At 50.1% G+C, this 17,069-nt stretch carries 16 protein-coding genes, 2 tRNA genes and 1 pseudogene; 16 read left to right on the top strand and 3 right to left on the bottom strand.

The annotated features are described in order from the left end of the window. The first annotated feature begins 4 nt into the window (after window positions 1-4). The 11 genes from cbiK to ldtA all read left to right on the top strand — a co-directional run bounded on the left by cbiK (window position 5) and on the right by ldtA (window position 8,985). Complete coding sequence (gene cbiK, locus CJP72_RS05410) at window positions 5-799, top strand: sirohydrochlorin cobaltochelatase (RefSeq protein WP_162379873.1); 795 nt, start codon at window positions 5-7, stop codon at window positions 797-799. Next, on the top strand, window positions 796-1,509 hold the full coding sequence (locus CJP72_RS05405) for a cobalt-factor II C(20)-methyltransferase (protein ID WP_162379872.1): 714 nt from the start codon (window positions 796-798) through the stop codon (window positions 1,507-1,509). Before cbiK ends, CJP72_RS05405 begins: the two co-directional genes overlap by 4 nt. After that, window positions 1,506-2,243 (top strand): cobalt ECF transporter S component CbiM, encoded by a 738-nt coding sequence (gene cbiM / locus CJP72_RS05400; protein WP_162379871.1) that lies wholly within the window; start codon window positions 1,506-1,508, stop codon window positions 2,241-2,243. The genes CJP72_RS05405 and cbiM overlap by 4 nt, the downstream gene beginning before the upstream one ends. Window position 2,244: 1 nt before the next feature. Continuing rightward, window positions 2,245-2,526: an energy-coupling factor ABC transporter substrate-binding protein gene (locus CJP72_RS05395; RefSeq protein ID WP_162379870.1), complete on the top strand. Its 282-nt coding sequence runs from the start codon at window positions 2,245-2,247 to the stop codon at window positions 2,524-2,526. Further along, a complete protein-coding gene (locus CJP72_RS05390; RefSeq protein WP_162379977.1) occupies window positions 2,513-3,190 on the top strand; it encodes an energy-coupling factor ABC transporter transmembrane protein in 678 nt (225 codons plus the stop codon). Before CJP72_RS05395 ends, CJP72_RS05390 begins: the two co-directional genes overlap by 14 nt. Window positions 3,191-3,198: 8 nt before the next feature. After that, on the top strand, window positions 3,199-4,014 hold the full coding sequence (locus tag CJP72_RS05385) for an energy-coupling factor ABC transporter ATP-binding protein (protein WP_162379869.1): 816 nt from the start codon (window positions 3,199-3,201) through the stop codon (window positions 4,012-4,014). Further along, on the top strand, window positions 4,011-5,531 hold the full coding sequence (locus CJP72_RS05380; protein ID WP_162379868.1) for a cobyric acid synthase: 1,521 nt from the start codon (window positions 4,011-4,013) through the stop codon (window positions 5,529-5,531). The genes CJP72_RS05385 and CJP72_RS05380 overlap by 4 nt, the downstream gene beginning before the upstream one ends. Then, window positions 5,528-6,073 (top strand): bifunctional adenosylcobinamide kinase/adenosylcobinamide-phosphate guanylyltransferase, encoded by a 546-nt coding sequence (gene cobU, locus CJP72_RS05375; RefSeq protein ID WP_162379867.1) that lies wholly within the window; start codon window positions 5,528-5,530, stop codon window positions 6,071-6,073. The genes CJP72_RS05380 and cobU overlap by 4 nt, the downstream gene beginning before the upstream one ends. Beyond that, window positions 6,070-6,813 carry an adenosylcobinamide-GDP ribazoletransferase gene (gene cobS / locus CJP72_RS05370; protein ID WP_162379866.1) on the top strand — a complete coding sequence of 248 codons (744 nt, stop codon included), beginning with the start codon at window positions 6,070-6,072 and terminating at the stop codon, window positions 6,811-6,813. The genes cobU and cobS overlap by 4 nt, the downstream gene beginning before the upstream one ends. Before the next feature lie 25 nt (window positions 6,814-6,838). Continuing rightward, entirely contained in the window at window positions 6,839-7,903 is a 1,065-nt protein-coding gene (gene cobT, locus CJP72_RS05365; RefSeq protein ID WP_162379865.1) for a nicotinate-nucleotide--dimethylbenzimidazole phosphoribosyltransferase, read from the top strand. 152 nt (window positions 7,904-8,055) lie between these two features. Beyond that, entirely contained in the window at window positions 8,056-8,985 is a 930-nt protein-coding gene (gene ldtA / locus CJP72_RS05360) for a L,D-transpeptidase (RefSeq protein WP_162379864.1), read from the top strand. 168 nt (window positions 8,986-9,153) lie between these two features. Here the strand turns inward: ldtA and CJP72_RS05355 are convergent, their stop codons facing one another. Continuing rightward, the gene (locus tag CJP72_RS05355) at window positions 9,154-10,722 is read right to left on the bottom strand and encodes a PRD domain-containing protein (RefSeq protein WP_162379863.1); all 1,569 of its coding nucleotides are present in this window, start codon (window positions 10,720-10,722) and stop codon (window positions 9,154-9,156) included. Window positions 10,723-10,925: 203 nt separating this feature from the next. Here CJP72_RS05355 and CJP72_RS05350 point away from each other — a divergent pair, with 203 nt between their 5' ends. After that, window positions 10,926-12,482 (top strand): PTS transporter subunit EIIC, encoded by a 1,557-nt coding sequence (locus tag CJP72_RS05350; protein WP_162379862.1) that lies wholly within the window; start codon window positions 10,926-10,928, stop codon window positions 12,480-12,482. A gap of 17 nt (window positions 12,483-12,499) precedes the next feature. Then, a complete protein-coding gene (locus CJP72_RS05345; protein ID WP_162379861.1) occupies window positions 12,500-13,858 on the top strand; it encodes a class-II fumarase/aspartase family protein in 1,359 nt (452 codons plus the stop codon). A gap of 156 nt (window positions 13,859-14,014) precedes the next feature. Here the strand turns inward: CJP72_RS05345 and CJP72_RS05340 are convergent. Continuing rightward, a pseudogene (locus CJP72_RS05340) lies at window positions 14,015-14,242 on the bottom strand (Arm DNA-binding domain-containing protein); the annotation flags it as partial. 163 nt (window positions 14,243-14,405) lie between these two features. Then, window positions 14,406-14,481: transfer RNA gene (locus CJP72_RS05335), tRNA-Asn, on the bottom strand. A 6-nt stretch (window positions 14,482-14,487) separates the two neighbouring features. Between CJP72_RS05335 and CJP72_RS26105 the strand changes: the two genes are divergently transcribed. The 3 genes from CJP72_RS26105 to CJP72_RS05325 all read left to right on the top strand — a co-directional run bounded on the left by CJP72_RS26105 (window position 14,488) and on the right by CJP72_RS05325 (window position 16,303). Next, window positions 14,488-14,640 carry a DUF5951 family protein gene (locus CJP72_RS26105; protein ID WP_342212281.1) on the top strand — a complete coding sequence of 51 codons (153 nt, stop codon included), beginning with the start codon at window positions 14,488-14,490 and terminating at the stop codon, window positions 14,638-14,640. 33 nt (window positions 14,641-14,673) lie between these two features. Beyond that, entirely contained in the window at window positions 14,674-16,128 is a 1,455-nt protein-coding gene (locus tag CJP72_RS05330; protein WP_162379860.1) for an EmmdR/YeeO family multidrug/toxin efflux MATE transporter, read from the top strand. Window positions 16,129-16,227: 99 nt separating this feature from the next. Continuing rightward, window positions 16,228-16,303: transfer RNA gene (locus CJP72_RS05325), tRNA-Asn, on the top strand. Window positions 16,304-17,069 lie beyond the last annotated feature (766 nt).

Here is a 17,069-nt window from a genome sequence, read left to right as displayed (position 1 = left end):
ATACATGAAAAAAGCACTTTTGGTCGTCAGTTTTGGCACCAGCTATCACGACACCTGCGAGAAAAATATTGTGGCCTGCGAGCGTGATTTGGCAGCCAGTTGCCCTGACAGAGATCTGTTTCGCGCTTTCACCTCCGGGATGATTATCCGCAAACTTAAACAGCGTGATGGTATCGATATCGACACACCGTTGCAGGCATTGCAAAAACTCGCCGCACAGGGATATCAGGATGTAGCCATCCAGTCTCTGCACATCATTAACGGTGATGAATACGAAAAAATCGTGCGCGAAGTGCAGAGTATGCGCCCGCTGTTTTCCCGCCTGACGCTGGGCGCGCCGCTATTGAGCAGCCATCGTGATTACGCGCAACTGATGTTGGCGTTGCAGCAACAGATGCCCACGCTCGAAACAACCGAAAAGGTGGTGTTTATGGGGCACGGCGCCAGCCATCATGCTTTTGCCGCCTATGCCTGCCTTGACCATATGATGACGGCGCAGGGCTTTCCTGCTCGCGTGGGGGCGGTAGAGAGTTACCCGGAAGTCGAGATTCTCATTGAGAGTCTGGGTAAAGAAGGCGTTAGCGGTGTGCATCTTATGCCGTTGATGCTGGTTGCAGGCGATCACGCCATCAACGACATGGCCTCTGATGAAGAGGACTCCTGGAAAACACGGTTTAATGCCGCCGGTATTCCGGCAACGCCGTGGTTAAGTGGACTGGGCGAAAACCCGGCGGTTCGCGCGATGTTTGTCGCACACCTGCAACACGCGTTGGACATGGCAGTGGAGGAAGCGGCATGAGCGGCAAACTGTATGCGTTGAGCACCGGCCCCGGAGCATCAGATTTGATCACGGTGCGTGGTGCGCGGATCCTCGGTTCGCTGGATATTTTATATGCCCCGGCGGGACGGAAAGGCGGTGACAGCCTGGCGCTCTCCATTGTGCGTGAATATATCGGCGAACAGACAGAAGTGCGCTGCTGCCATTTCCCGATGAGTGCCGACAGCGCCGAGAAAGAAGCGGTCTGGGACGAAGTCGCCGCCGCGCTGGTCAAGGAAGTTAAGGCCGGAAAACAGGTTGGCTTTATCACGCTGGGCGATGCCATGTTGTTCAGCACCTGGGTCTTTTTATTGCAGCGTATTGGCAACCAGGAGTGGCTGGAAATTGTCCCTGGCGTCACCTCGTTTGCCGCTATTGCCGCCCGCTCAAAAACACCGCTGGCGATGGAACAACAGTCACTGGCCGTGATCTCCTGTACCGCGCCGGAAGCTGAAATTCAGCAGGCGCTAAAGCAGCACGAAAGCCTGGTGCTCATGAAGGTATACGGCCGATTCACGCGCATTAAAGCGTTACTGCAACAGGAAGGCTTACTGGGTTGCGCCCTGATGATGGCCGAAGCCACTCTGCCAGGCGAACAATGCTGGCGCCACCTGGATGAGGTGAGTGATGAGCAGTCTCTGCCTTACTTCTCGACCATTCTGGTCAACAAACGGTGGGGGGATGCGGAATGAAACTCGAAAAACAGCTGAAACAACTGTCATTCAGTGGGCTGGCTGCCGCCCTGTTACTGATGGTTGTTCCCGAGCAGGCGTTCGCGATGCACATCATGGAGGGGTTTCTACCGCCGATGTGGGCATTGGCATGGTGGCTGCTGTTTTTACCTTGCCTGTGGTACGGACTGGTTCGCCTGCGGCGGATTGTTCAGGAAGATAATCACCAGAAAGTGTTGCTGGCGCTGTGCGGGGCATTCATCTTCGTACTCTCGGCGCTGAAAATTCCCTCCGTGACCGGGAGTTGCTCGCATCCGACCGGCGTTGGGTTGGCGGTTATTCTGTTTGGACCTGGTGTTGTGGCGGTGCTTGGCGCGATCGTCTTGCTCTTTCAGGCATTGTTGCTGGCGCATGGCGGGCTGACCACGCTGGGTGCAAATGGCATGTCGATGGCGGTAATTGGGCCGGTTGTGGGATATCTGGTGTGGCAAATGGCCTGTCGCGCAGGGTTACGCCGTGATGTTGGGGTCTTCTTGTGCGCGATGCTGGCGGATCTGGTGACCTATTTCGTCACCTCAGTGCAGCTTGGGGTCGCCTTCCCGGACCCGCAGGCGGGTGCGACAGGGTCCGTTGTCAAATTTATGGGCATTTTCTGTTTAACACAGATTCCGATTGCGATCGCGGAAGGGCTGTTGACCGTCATGATCTACGACCAGTTGACCAAACGGCGGTTGATTACCGCACAAGGACATTAGGATGAAAAAGACGCTGATATTGTTGAGCATGGTGATAGCTCTGGTTGTTCTGCCGTTCTTCATAAATCATGGCGGCGAATACGGCGGGTCTGATGGGGAGGCTGAAAGCCAGATCCAGGCTATTGCGCCGGATTATAAACCCTGGTTTGAACCCCTGTATGAACCGGCCAGTGGTGAAATCGAAAGTTTGCTGTTCACCCTGCAAGGTTCACTTGGCGCGGCGGTGATTTTCTACATTTTGGGTTATTGCAAAGGCAGACAACGTCGTGATGACCGGACTTGACAGGCTTAGCTACCAGAGTCGCTGGTTTCATGTCTCACCGGAGCGAAAGTTTTTACTCTGGGTGGTGATGATGACGCTGGCGTTCACTCTGCCTCCCTGGGGGCAGGGGATTGCGCTCCTGTGTACCGCAGGGCTGACCTGTTGGCTATTACGCCTTTCGGTATGGCGCTGGTGTCAGTGGATGGCCTTACCCTTTGGTTTTTTAGTCGTTGGGGTGGTGACGATTTTGTTTAGCATAAGCCGCGATCCCCAGTCGCTGCTGGTCAGTTTACCTGTCGGGTCGTACTGGCTGGGTATCACCTCTTCAGGGCTTGTCACCGCTAACGAAACCTTCTGGCGTAGTCTGGCCGCCCTGGCGGCAACGTTCTGGCTGGTGCTGAACCTGCCGTTTCCCCAACTGATTGTATTGCTTAAACGCGCGCGCGTGCCGCGACTGCTTACCGAGCAGATCCTGCTGACCTGGCGTTTCATTTTTATTCTGTTAGACGAGGCGCTTGCCATTCATCGCGCGCAGACGCTGCGTTTTGGTTATCGTAGTCTGCCAAAAGGCTACCGTTCTCTGGCGATGTTGGTCGGATTACTGTTTACTCGCGTGCTGATTCGCTATCAGCAAATGGCGACCACGCTGGATATTAAACTGTATCAGGGTGATTTTCACCTGTAAGGAAAAGCATGCTTGCCACGACAGATCTGTGGTTTCGCTATCAGGATGAGCAGGTACTCAAAGGGCTCACGCTGGATTTTACTGCGAATTCTGTGACCGGATTAGTGGGCGCGAATGGCTGCGGGAAATCGACGCTATTTATGAACCTGAGCGGCCTTTTGCGCCCACAAAAAGGGGCGGTTCTGTGGCAGGGAAAACCACTGGATTACAGTAAGCGTGGCCTGCTGGCGTTGCGCCAACAGGTGGCGACCGTTTTTCAGGACCCCGATCAGCAAATTTTCTATACCGACATCGATAGCGACATTGCGTTTAGCCTGCGTAATCTGGGCGTGGCGGAAGCCGAAATAGCCCGACGCGTGGAGGATGCGCTGACGCTGGTTGATGCCCAACATTTTCGCCATCAGCCTATCCAGTGTTTAAGCCACGGGCAGAAAAAACGCGTGGCGATTGCGGGGGCGATGGTATTACAGGCCCGTTATTTGTTGCTGGATGAACCGACGGCTGGCCTCGACCCTGTCGGAAGAGCGCAAATGATCGACATTATCAAGCGGATTGTGGCGCAGGGGAATCACGTCGTCATCTCCAGCCACGATATCGATCTCATCTATGAAGTCAGCGATGCGGTGTATGTCCTGCGCCGTGGCGAAGTGCTGGCGCATGGCGCGCCAGGCGAGGTATTTTCCCGTACTGAATTAATCGAACAAGCCGGGTTAACGCAGCCCTGGCTGGTGAAACTGCATGCCCAATTGGGTCTGCCACTGTGTAAAACAGAAGCTGAATTTTTTAGTCGTATGCGAGAGAACGCACTGAAGGAGGCGTCATGACGCAGGCAATAATGTTGCAGGGAACGGCATCTGATGTGGGCAAAAGCGTGCTGGTGGCAGGACTGTGCCGTATTTTTTATCAGGATGGTCTGCGTACGGCGCCTTTTAAATCGCAGAATATGGCGCTGAACTCAGGTATCACGCCGGATGGCAAAGAGATGGGGCGCGCGCAGATCTTTCAGGCGGAGGCCGCAGGGATTACCCCTGACGTGCGGATGAATCCGGTGCTGCTCAAACCCACCAGCGATCGCAAAGCGCAAGTGGTACTGATGGGTAAAGTCGCCACCAATATGGATGCCGTCAGCTATCACGAATATAAACCACGACTGCGGGAACAGATCCTTGAGGTATACACCAGCCTGGCACAGGAACATGACGTCATCGTGCTGGAGGGGGCGGGCAGCCCGGCAGAGATAAACCTGCGCGATCGTGACATCGTCAATATGGGGATGGCAGAGATGGCAAAATGCCCGGTGATCCTGGTGGCGGATATCGACCGGGGTGGGGTCTTCGCCTCTATTTATGGCACGCTGGCCCTGTTGCATGACCATGAGCGCGCCAGAGTGAAAGGAGTCATCATCAACAAATTCAGAGGTGATGTGGCGCTGCTTTACTCCGGCATTGAACAAATTGAGTCATTGACCGGGGTGCCGGTGCTGGGCGTCATGCCCTGGCTGGATGTGGATCTGGAAGATGAAGATGGCGTTGCGCTGCAAAAAGGGAAATACCTGCGCACCGAAAAACGGGACATCGACATTGCCGTTGTTCAACTGCCGCACATTTCAAACTTTACCGATTTCAACGCGTTGGCAGCGCAACCGGATGTCCGGGTACGCTACGTGCGGCATCCCGAAGAGCTGGAAACGGTTGATTTGGTTCTTCTGCCCGGCAGTAAAAACACCCTGGGCGATCTGGTGTGGATGCGCGAAAGCGGGATGGCGCATGCTGTTTTGCAGGCTCATCAACGCAGCGTGCCTGTTATGGGCATTTGCGGCGGCTACCAGATCCTCGGCGATACCATCATCGACGACGTGGAGTCCGGACTGGGCACGCTGCCGGGACTGGGTTTACTTAACACCGTCACCCATTTTGCGCAGCATAAAACCACGACCCAGGTAGAGGCGACGATGTCGCCCGCGCTACCCGGATGGCTGGCTCAGGCTTCAGGCTTACCGGTACGTGGCTATGAAATTCACATGGGGGAAACCACGTTGAACGACGAGTGCCGCTCAGTGATGCAACTGCGAAAAAACGGGCAACATGTGGCGGATGGCGCTGTGACCGAAGACGGACTGGCGTTTGGCACCTACCTGCATGGCCTGTTTGATAGCGATGATTTTACCCGCGCTTTGCTCAATGGGCTGCGTGTGCGTAAAGGGCTGGAACCCCTGGATATGACTTTTCAGTATGGTCAGTACAAATTGCAGCAGTTCGATCTGCTGGCAGAGGGGATGCGCAAACATATTGATATTGATAAGATTTATCAGATCATGCAACAACATCAGGAGCCCGTATGATGATTCTGGTGACCGGCGGGGCGCGCAGCGGAAAAAGCCGACATGCCGAGGCGCTGATTGCGGATTCGCCGCAAGTGCTATACATCGCAACCTCTCAGGTTTTTGACGAGGAGATGGCGGCGCGAATTCAGCATCATCGGGACGGGCGACCCGCGCACTGGCGTACCGCCGAGCGCTGGCAACAGCTTGATGAGCTGATCACAGCGCAAAATGATCCCGATGAGGCCATTTTGTTGGAGTGCATCACGACAATGGTGACCAACATGCTGTTTGCGTTGGGCGGCGAGAGCGATCCCGACACCTGGGATTATGCGGCGATGGAATGCGCCATTGAGGATGAGATCCGTGCGTTGATTGCTGCCTGTCAGCGCTGCCCTGCAAACGTGGTGCTGGTGACCAACGAAGTCGGGATGGGTATCGTCCCGGAGAACCGTCTGGCGCGCCATTTTCGCGATATTGCCGGGCGGGTAAATCAACGTCTTGCCAGCGCTGCCGATGAGGTGTGGCTGGTGGTGTCAGGTATTGGAGTCAAAATTAAATGAGTAAGTTGTTCTGGGCAATGCTTTCTTTTATCAGTCGTTTGCCCGTTCCCGTCCGCTGGTCGCAGGGGCTGGATTTTGATCAGTATTCACGCGGTATCGTGATGTTTCCGCTGATTGGCCTTGTGCTGGGTGGATTCAGTGGCCTGGTCTTTATGGCCGTGCAACCCTGGTGCGGTATTCCTCTGGCGTCGTTGTTTGCGGTGCTGACGCTGGCGTTGCTAACGGGCGGATTTCATCTGGATGGCCTTGCCGATACCTGCGATGGCGTATTTTCTGCGCGTCGTCGGGAACGCATGCTGGAGATTATGCGTGACAGTCGTCTGGGAACGCACGGCGGACTGGCACTGATTTTTGTCTTGTTGGCGAAGGTTCTGGTGATCAGTGAACTGGCGCTGCGAGGAACGCCTGTACTGGCGTCGCTGGTGGCTGCCTGTGCCGCTGGGCGGGGCATTGCCGTATTGCTGATGTATCGTCATCGCTACGCCCGCGAAGAAGGACTGGGCAATGTGTTTATCGGTAAAGTCACCGGGCGACAGACGTGTGTCACGCTAGGTTTAGCGGCGATTTTAGCTGCCGTGCTGCTTCCGGGAATGCATGGGCTGGCGGCAATCGTGGTCACAATGGTGGTGATTTTCATTCTTGGTCAATTACTTAAACGTACGTTGGGTGGACAAACTGGCGATACGCTGGGCGCGGCTATCGAACTTGGCGAGTTAATCTTCCTGCTGGCTCTGCTGTGAGCCAGCCAACACAATGAGAACCCTTATGCAGACTTTATCCTCAGTACTCCGTGCAATCCCACCGATTGACGGTGATGCGATGTCGCGTGCGCAGCAACATATTGACGGTTTGCTCAAGCCGCCAGGCAGTCTTGGCCGCCTGGAGGCGCTGGCTGTGCAACTGGCCGGAATGCCGGGTCTCAACGGCATTCCTCACGTGGGCGAGAAAGCGATGTTGGTGATGTGCGCGGATCACGGAGTATGGGATGAAGGGGTCGCCGTCTCGCCTAAAGTGGTTACTGCAATTCAGGCGGCGAATATGCTGCGGGGAACGACAGGCGTTTGTGTTCTCGCCGCACAGGCGGGGGCTAAGGTGCATGTGATCGATGTGGGGATTGACTGCGAGCCGATCCCAGGCGTTGTAAACATGCGTGTGGCGCGTGGCTGCGGCAATATCGCCACAGGGCCGGCCATGAGCCGTGCGCAAACGGAAGAGCTACTGCTGGAAGTCATTCGCTATACCCGGGAACTGGCACAGAACGGCGTAACGTTGTTTGGCGTTGGGGAGTTGGGGATGGCGAATACCACCCCGGCTGCGGCAATCGTGAGTGTGCTGACCGGAAACGATGCTGAAGATGTGGTCGGAATTGGGGCCAATCTCCCGTTGTCGAAAGTGGGCAATAAAGTGGATGTGGTGCGTCGCGCCATAAGCGTCAATCAGCCCGACTCGCGTGACGGCATTGATGTGCTTGCCAAAGTGGGGGGATTTGATCTGGTGGGTATGGCTGGCGTAATGCTTGGCGCAGCGTCTTGCGGATTACCCGTGCTGATGGATGGGTTCCTCTCTTATTCTGCGGCGTTGGCGGCTTGTCTGATTGCCCCTGAGATTAAACCGTATTTGATTCCTTCCCATTTCTCAGCGGAGAAAGGGGCGCGGATTGCGTTGGCGCATCTTGAAATGGACCCGTATCTGAATATGGGGATGCGACTGGGTGAGGGCAGTGGTGCCGCTCTGGCGATGCCGATCGTTGAGGCGGCCTGTGCGATGTACAACAATATGGGACATCTGGCTGACTTCAATATCGAATTGCCGGACGGAAAAGAAGCGTAGTCAATCTCTGCAACCCCCGCTTACAGGTGGGGGTTTCCTTTTTAAACCTGTTTATTGTTACACTCTTGCGTGTGAACAGTCCTACGTTAACACCTAATCGTATACCAAAAAGCTATAATTAACTGACACCTGCCGCGACTGAGGAAAGGGAAATGATGCGTCGTGTGAAATTGTTTTGCTCTCTGGCCATGCTATTGACAAGCCAGCTAGCCCTTGCGGTGAGTTACCCGTTACCGCCTGACGGGAGCCGTCTGGTGGGCGCTCCGCTGACGATGATAGTACCGGATAAAAATACTCAACCGCTGGAGACGTTTGCCGCTCAGTATGGACTGGGGTTGAGCAACATGCTGGAAGCAAATCCTGGTGTGGATGTGTATCTGCCGAAGTCCGGATCTACTCTCGTTATCCCACAGCAGCTCATTTTGCCCGCGACGGTCCGCGAGGGTATCGTGATTAACGTTGCGGAAATGCGTCTCTATTATTATCCGCGAGGGGGAAATACGGTTGAAATTCTGCCTATCGGTATTGGTCAGGCGGGGCGAGAAACGCCCCGTAACTGGGTGACATCGGTACAGCGAAAGCAGGAAGCGCCGACATGGAGCCCAACCCCGAATACCCGACGCGAATATGCCCGCAGAGGCGAGAGTCTGCCTGCATTTGTTCCTGCGGGGCCGGATAACCCGATGGGACTGTACGCTATTTATATTGGCAAGCTGTACGCTATTCATGGTACGAACGCCAATTTTGGTATTGGCCTGCGTGTGAGTCAGGGCTGTATTCGCTTACGTAACGATGACATCAAATATCTGTTCGACAATGTGCCGGTGGGGACGCGTGTGCAGCTTATCGACCAACCGGTGAAATACACCACAGAGCCGGACGGTAGCCGCTGGCTTGAAGTGCATGAACCGCTGTCGCGTAATCGCGCCGAATATGAATCTGACAGAAAAGTCCCGCTGCCGGTCACGCCAGCTCTGCGCGCTTTTATGCAGGGAAATGGCGTTGACAGTCACCGGGTTAATCATGAACTGGAACGTCGCTCCGGAATGCCGGTGAATATTAATGCCGGGGCCATCCATTAATAAATGATGCGCCTGAGTAATGGCAGCAGCGGAAATGCAAAAAAACGCCAGATGTTATGGCGGCAATAAAATAGAGCGAAGTATTTATTTAAGAATCCCCCGGCCTTTTTTGAATTGACCGGGGGATGTTCATCTGGTTGAAACGGTTTATTTGACATACTGCGAGTGCTATGTGAAATAATTCATGTAGTTCTTTTTAATAATCTCATGGATCTCGTCTCTTGATTTTCCTTCAATAGCATCTAAAAAATCATGGGTGGACAATTTTCTATTGAGATTACTGGAGAAACCATGATCCATAAAAATCCGAATGTCATTATCTTTAAGGTGATAATTCACCTTGATATGGTCAATGTTCATTTCATTGAGCAACCATGAAATGCGGTTTGAGAAGGTTACGACAATATCGGCATCTAAATCTTTTATCCGTTCTTTTTCATGAATATTAATCGACTCTTTAACATCAATATCCAGATGAAATTTGAGATGGCTGATAAAGAAATCAATCTTTTCTACAGCGGAATTTGTCACTATGATCACTGTTTTTCGGTTTCTCCCTGATAATTTACTGCTATTGATATGTTTTTTTATTATCAGGGTTATCGTTGATAGCTGGTTTTTATCAAGGTTAAGGCTGTATTCTGATTCTAAAATTTGGATTGATTGTTGAACAATATGAAAAAGGTTGGGGTGATGTTTCTCTGTATTTGATAGGTTGTTATCAAATAGGCTGTAACCGAGAATACTGCGTAAAATGCATTTATGAATATACTGATATAGCTCATGCAGAAGTGCATCAGGGTATATTATGGCAGTAATGATATTTTTACTCACTTCAGTAAAAAATGCTCTCAGTGTTGCGTACAGACGTAAATCGATGAACGGTATCCCGGTACTGTTTTGATCGAGTGAGTGGATAAAACAGTGCCTCAGTTTCTCTTGCGCACTGTATTCTTTATCAGGATGAAGAGGTAGCAGTACCGGTATCTCACAGAGCGTAACCTGACGATCAGGTTCACGGATCGTCTCTAACAGTAGCCAGATATACAGCAATTTTTTGCCAGGGTAGGAGAGCGTCAGCTGCTCGTCGTGGATAACAGCATGAAACCTGTTAACCACATCAGGTAAAGTTTGCGATTGTTGGCTAAAGCGGGAAAACATCAACTTTTCATAGACATCATTAGCGGCACGTTCGACCAGAATGGTCTCGTGGCTCAGTTCGCAAATGGACGCAAGAATACCCATAATAAGCACTCGCCATGCCGTTTCATTACCCGTAATTCTTATCCCTTTACGACTAACTATCTCAGATTTTAGACCTCGTGCAGATAAGTAATTTTCCAGCGTTTTCAAGTCTTTCTTTTTAGTTGTTAAACTAATTCCAATTTCTTCATAGAGTCGTGATGTGTTTACCGTCGTATAAAGAAATGCGTAAAAGAGAATGAGCGTAATCCTCTCTTCAACGGATGAGTTATAATCTTTGACCTTCAGGCCAGATAAAAACGCGAGTAAATCAGCATAAGTAAGATCGCAGGAAAAAGAGTCAGCATGGATGGTAATGCGCTCTGCTTTAAGGTAATAATTGATGTTTGCGACACTGCGTTTTAACGTGAGTAAACTTTTTCCAGGAAAATGTTCAGGAATATCTAAGAATGCCAACTGTCCTTTATCTTGCATAAAGCTAAGAAAAGCAATGTCATACTGGTTAATGCTAATAATCACCCCCTTTTTACGCACACAATTTCAGTTTATTTAACCTGTGTGTCAATATGCGTAAATTGACAGTGGGATGGTGCTCACAAAATATGTTTATAACATTTTCACGGAAACTTATTGTCGTAGTTTTATTACATTAAGTTACCTTGAATGTTGACGGGCACGCAGATGACAATGGACTCATATAGTTAAAATTACGTATTAATTTAGACAGAGTATAGCCAATGAAGATGGATAAATTTAAAGACGGCATACAGTTATTCGGACGTTCATTATTATTGCCGATAGCGGTGATGGCACCGATTGGGATGATAATGGGTATCTGTGCTGCGCTGAGCCAGTCTTATATGATTAATAAGTTACCCTTCCTTGGTAACGATGTAATAAAAATGATACTGGAAAGTATGAGGGATATTACCGGGATCGTCTTTAACAACATCCCGTTATTGTTTGCTATGGGGGTTGCCTATGGCCTCTCTAAAAATGAGAAGGGTATCGCCGTATTCTCTGCGGTATTGGCCTACCTGACGCTGACAATCGTGATGAACGTCTGGTTAAAGGTGAATGGCGCGCTAGCCAAAGGCGATCTCTCTTCTGTAGGCCAGGGTCTGGTACTGGGTATACAGACCCTGAAGATTGAAGCAATGGGGGGAATTATTTCCGGCTTGGTTGCGGCAAAAGTGACCGATCGATTCTACCGACTGCAACTTCCTTTAGCTTTTGCTTTCTTCAGCGGTAAGAAGTCAGTCCCTATCATCACCTTCCTGTATATGATCCCCGTTGGACTGCTGATTCCTTTCGTGTGGAGTGGGGTTACCACTGCGCTGACCAGCATCTCATTCATTATGATGAATGACACGTTCGGCGTCGGTGTCTACTGGTTTATTCACCGCACTCTGATCCCTTTCGGCCTTCATCATGTACTGGCCTCGGTGCTGCGCTTTACCGAAGCGGGCGGGACCTATTTGATTAATGGAGAAACCTACACCGGTATTCTCAATGCAACCAACAAGATCCTTTTTGAGCTTGGCCCTAACGATCCGAGCTGGTCATTGATGCCTAAACTCACCGCCTACCTGGGCGCAGGCCAAATGCTCAATACGCTCTTCCGTGTTCCGGCTATTGGTCTGGCAATGTACCACGCCTCGTTTAAGGCTAACCGTCCTATTGCCAAAGGGATGATCCTGACGATCGTGTTGACCGCCTTCCTCGGCAACGTGACGGAACCGTTAGAGTTTTCGTTCCTGTTTATTGCACCAGGCCTGTTCTTTGTCTACACCGTACTCTGTGGGGTGATGGCCATACCTCTGGCGTTCCTCGATGTTTCTATTGGCTATATCCGTGGCACGATTTTCGACTTCGGCATCTTCGGTCTGCTGTATGAGAACACTCACTGGGTGCAGCTGATTATCCTGGGGGCAGTAAACTTTGTTGTCTTCTATGTGGTATTCCGCTTTGCGATTGAAAAATTCAAAATTCAGACACCAGGCAGGGAAGAGGAGATCAGAAACAATAACCTGCTTAAAGAAAAGCGTTATCCGGAAATCGCCACTCTGGTATTAGAAGGACTGGGCGGGAGTGACAATATCAAGAATGTTGATAACTGCGTCACCCGCTTGCGTATTGATTTAAAAGACCAGGGTAAGGTGCAGACTGACACGTTAAAAAATGCAGGATCTTCAGGAATATTTATTCCTAAAAATAACCATATCCACGTTGTTTTCGGTCCACATGTCGAGTTTGTGAAGAACGCGATTGTCGATAAGATTGCTGGTAAATGATTAAAAAGGAATAAATCATGAGTGCATTATACGATTCAAAAACAAAAACGATGGATGACCGAGGGATTAGAGCGTTATTAACCGAAGAAGAAAAATATCGCTCGTGGTTGGATATTGAGGCAGCACTGGCAAATGCTCAGAGTGAAATTGGCATAATCCCGGTGGATGACGCCCAAAAAATTATTAGTTCATGTCGCATTGAGAACATCGACATTAACACCGTAAATGAGCTGCAAAGAGAAATTGGGCATGGTTTTGTGCCCTTTCTCAAAATGCTGGTAAAAGCCTGTCCTGCCGATAGTGGTAAATTTGTTCACTATGGCGTTACCACGCAAAATATTCAGCAGAGTGCGCAACTGCTGGTTGTGAAGAAGGTACACGTTAAATTCAAAACGGTCATTGAAGAGATTCTGCTCAATCTTGCGCAGATCGCTACACGTGAAGCAAATACCGTCATGCCCGGACGAACCCATGGCCGCCACGCTATTCCCATTACGTTTGGCTTTAAGGTTGCGGTATGGATCGATGAATTCCAGATGGCGCTGGAACGTATGGAACAATGCGAAAAGCGGGTCTTTCGCATCATGATGGGGGGAGCCGTAGGCGCCTTCAACTCAAGTGGTGAAGCAGGCCGACAGGTACAAACTCGCATGGCTGAACTGCTGGGTATGTCTGAGATGAGTGTTCCTTCTCGTAATATCGCCAGCCACAAAGTTGAGTATGTTCAGGTGCTTTCATTGCTGGCCAGCTGTTGCCACAAGATTGCCGAGGAAGTTTACAGTACCTCACTTGAAGAAATCGCTGAGCTGGGGGAAGGATTTACGACCGGAACAGTTGGCAGCAGCACGATGCCTCATAAGGTCAATCCAAAACTTGCCAAAGGCATTATCGCTAATGCACAGAAACTGTATTCGCTTTCTTCTGTCATGCTTAACTCTTCAAGTCGTCCCTACGAAGCGGACAGCTCTTCATATATGTTACTGGAATCATCGTTACATGAAGCGCTGGCGTTAATGACGGAAATCATTTTACGCGCTGAAGAACTTACCCGAACGCTGCGTGTTAACCGGGAGCAGATGCGCCATAATGCAAGTATTAATAACGGTCTGGATAATAGTGAATTCATAATGATGAAGCTGGCAGCCGTTCTGGGGAAAGATAAAGCGCATGAAAAAATGTATTCACTGGCAATGCAGTCAATACATGAGAAATCCAGTTTTTCTAAACTGCTGTGCGAAGATCCGCAAATTTCAGACTTAATGACAAAAGATGAAATTTTGACATTGCTTGAACCCAATAACTATACGGGATTGTCATCTACCATTGCCGAAGAAGTTGCAATGTCGGTCAAAGAGAAGTTAACCCTACGGGGCTGATAGCCATCTTATAATAGCGATAAATTCTTGATATAAACTATGGGCAGTAATGCCCATAGGTCAGATTTTATTGTTTAAAATTGGGCGTGTTGATGACATTTTTTTAAATTAAGTATCTTGCATGGTATTATCCTCTCTTTCTCGTCAGCGTCTGGAAAAAGAGCGTGTGTTGTCGCGCTCAGCTTTGCGCACTTTACCTTCTGCCTGTTTCTCCTGGCGTCAGGCTCTATTCCTTGAGCAAGACGCTTTTTAGCCGCGTCACGACGCTGCCTTGCATTAGCCGTTGAAACCGCAGGGTAGATACCCATTGGGATGACTATTGCTTAGCCAGTCTTTTGAGTCGTTGGGATGAACGTGAAGGAACATACCGAAGCCATCAGTCAGTTTGTATTCCTGCTCACGGGGACTGTTGGCATTTGTGTTTTAGTATCAGTAAAAGGTATGGCTAAGAATGATTTTTAGTGAGCGAAGCGAATTTGAAAAGAGGATAACGCACTGACAGAAATGCAAAAAAGCAGACGTCATAAAACGTCTGCTTTCTTAAATTTGGCTCCTCTGACTGGACTCGAACCAGTGACATACGGATTAACAGTCCGCCGTTCTACCGACTGAACTACAGAGGAATCGGTGTGGAGGCATATCTTAGCGGCGAAAAAAATTTTGTCAAACCCCATTTGTCCCATATCAGTTCATTTGCCGTTTATCTCAACAATCTGTTGCAATTACAGACACTTTATATAGAAAAAACTTTGCAGCTTTTCTGTTTCTCCCTCATTATTTGAAATGAAGTTTCAACTTTCTCTTTAAGGTCCATTTTGAACGTCTCCGCCGCATTACGCCGGGCTGTTTCCCGCACGCCCTGGTATGCCAAACGCAAGAGTTATAAAGTTCTCTTCTGGCGCGAAATCACCCCGCTTGCAGTTCCTATTTTTCTTGAAAACACGTGTGTCCTGTTGATGGGGGTATTAAGTACCTTCCTGGTCAGCTGGTTAGGCAAAGAAGCTATGGCGGGAGTTGGGCTTGCCGATAGCTTCAATATGGTCATCATGGCATTTTTTGCCGCTATTGATCTGGGGACTACGGTTGTGGTGGCATTCAGCTTGGGCAAACGCGACCGCCGACGCGCCCGGGCAGCCGCGAGACAATCACTGGTGATTATGACGCTTTTTGCCATCGTGCTGGCGGCAGTGATTCATTATTTTGGTGAGCAAATCATCGATATTGTGGCAGGAGAAGCCACCCCAGAAGTGAAAGCGCTAGCGCTAACGTATCTGGAACTGTCGGTCATCAGTTATCCTGCGGCCGCCATTGCGTTGATTGGCAGCGGCGCGTTACGCGGGGCGGGCAATACCAAAATCCCATTACTCATCAATGGCGGTATGAACATCCTGAATATCGTTATCAGCAGTATTTTGATTTACGGGATTTTTTCATGGCAAGGGCTGGGATTTGTGGGAGCCGGGCTGGGGTTGACTATCTCCCGCTATATTGGCGCCGTCGCCATTATCTGGGTGCTAATGATTGGGTTTAACCCAGCATTGCGTATCACGTTAAAAAGCTACTTTAAACCGCTAAATTTCGCCATTATCTGGGAAGTGATGGGCATTGGCATTCCGGCAAGTATTGAATCGGTTCTGTTCAATAGCGGAAAACTGCTAACGCAAATGTTTGTTGCGGGCATGGGCACCAGTGTCATTGCGGGTAATTTTATTGCTTTCTCGATTGCTGCGTTGATTAACTTGCCAGGTAACGCACTGGGGTCGGCATCTACCATCATTACCGGCAGACGACTGGGTAATGGTCAAATGGCCCAGGCAGAAATTCAACTACGCCATGTGTTCTGGCTTTCCACTATCGGATTAACGACAATCGCGTGGTTGAGCGCGCCCTTTGCCGGGATAATGGCATCGTTTTATACACATGATCAGGATGTAAAAGATGTAGTCGTGATCCTGATTTGGCTGAACGCAGCATTTATGCCCATCTGGGCGGCATCCTGGGTTTTACCTGCCGGATTCAAGGGGGCACGTGACGCCCGTTATGCCATGTGGGTTTCAATGTTGGGGATGTGGGGATGCCGTGTCGTCGCAGGTTATACGTTGGGGATTGTTCTTGGCTGGGGCGTAGTCGGTGTCTGGATGGGGATGTTTTTCGACTGGGCTGTCCGTGCGGCGCTCTTTTACTGGCGTATGGTAACCGGACGATGGCTCTGGAAATATCCTCGCCCGGTACATGAAAAGTGCGTAAAACAGCCGATCGCGTCTGAATAAACAGCGAAATGAGGAAAAATTCGGCAAACGATCAAGTTTGTGTAATCAGGCTTTGACAACGACAATAGGCATCGCTAATATGCGCCTCGTTCACACGATTCCTCTGTAGTTCAGTCGGTAGAACGGCGGACTGTTAATCCGTATGTCACTGGTTCGAGTCCAGTCAGAGGAGCCAAATTTAAGAAAGCAGACATTTTATGACGTCTGCTTTTTTGCATTTCTGTCAGTGCGTTATCCTCTTTTCAAATTCGCTTCGCTCACTAAAAATCATTCTTAGCCATACCTTTTACTGATACTAAAACACAAATGCCAACAACCCCCGTAAGCAGGAATACAAACTGACTGATGGCTTCGGTATGTTCCTTCACGTTCATCCCAACGATTCAAATGACTGGCAGCAGTATGACAGACTTGCGCTCAATTCTGGACGGTCCAGAATTGCCGTTTTTTCGCGCCTCACGAAGTCCGAAATTGAGTACATAGCAGTCCAAAAAATTTCGCCGCGCGACATGTCTGGTGGGAGAACACCACCCTGGGCAGGAGTACGTATTTTGCGTCAAAACTGACTTTCGACACTCTTCCTGTGACGTGATATTTGAGATACCCGATGCGCGAACCGCCAGATTGAAGGGCAGACACATGCCGTGTGAGTCAGAGTGCGTTACCGAACGGGAGAAGGTTTTAACTTGCGGGTTTTAGAATCGTTTAATGGCATGTTGTGGCCACGCCAGAATCGGGCCAGGCCACACTCAAACTTGCCCACCAAAATTCCTGGATAAAGAAAAAAAACCGGATACGGTCGAGCAGGTTTTCACGCTAACTTATTGAAGCGTAAACAGATTGCATAAAAATGCAAAAAAAAGCAGACATCATAAAACGTCTGCTTTCTTAAATTTGGCTCCTCTGACTGGACTCGAACCAGTGACATACGGATTAACAGT

The organism is Citrobacter sp. NCU1 (assembly GCF_010231475.1).
Taxonomy (GTDB): domain Bacteria; phylum Pseudomonadota; class Gammaproteobacteria; order Enterobacterales; family Enterobacteriaceae; genus Citrobacter_D.
This window is presented reverse-complemented; position numbering and strand designations above follow the sequence as displayed.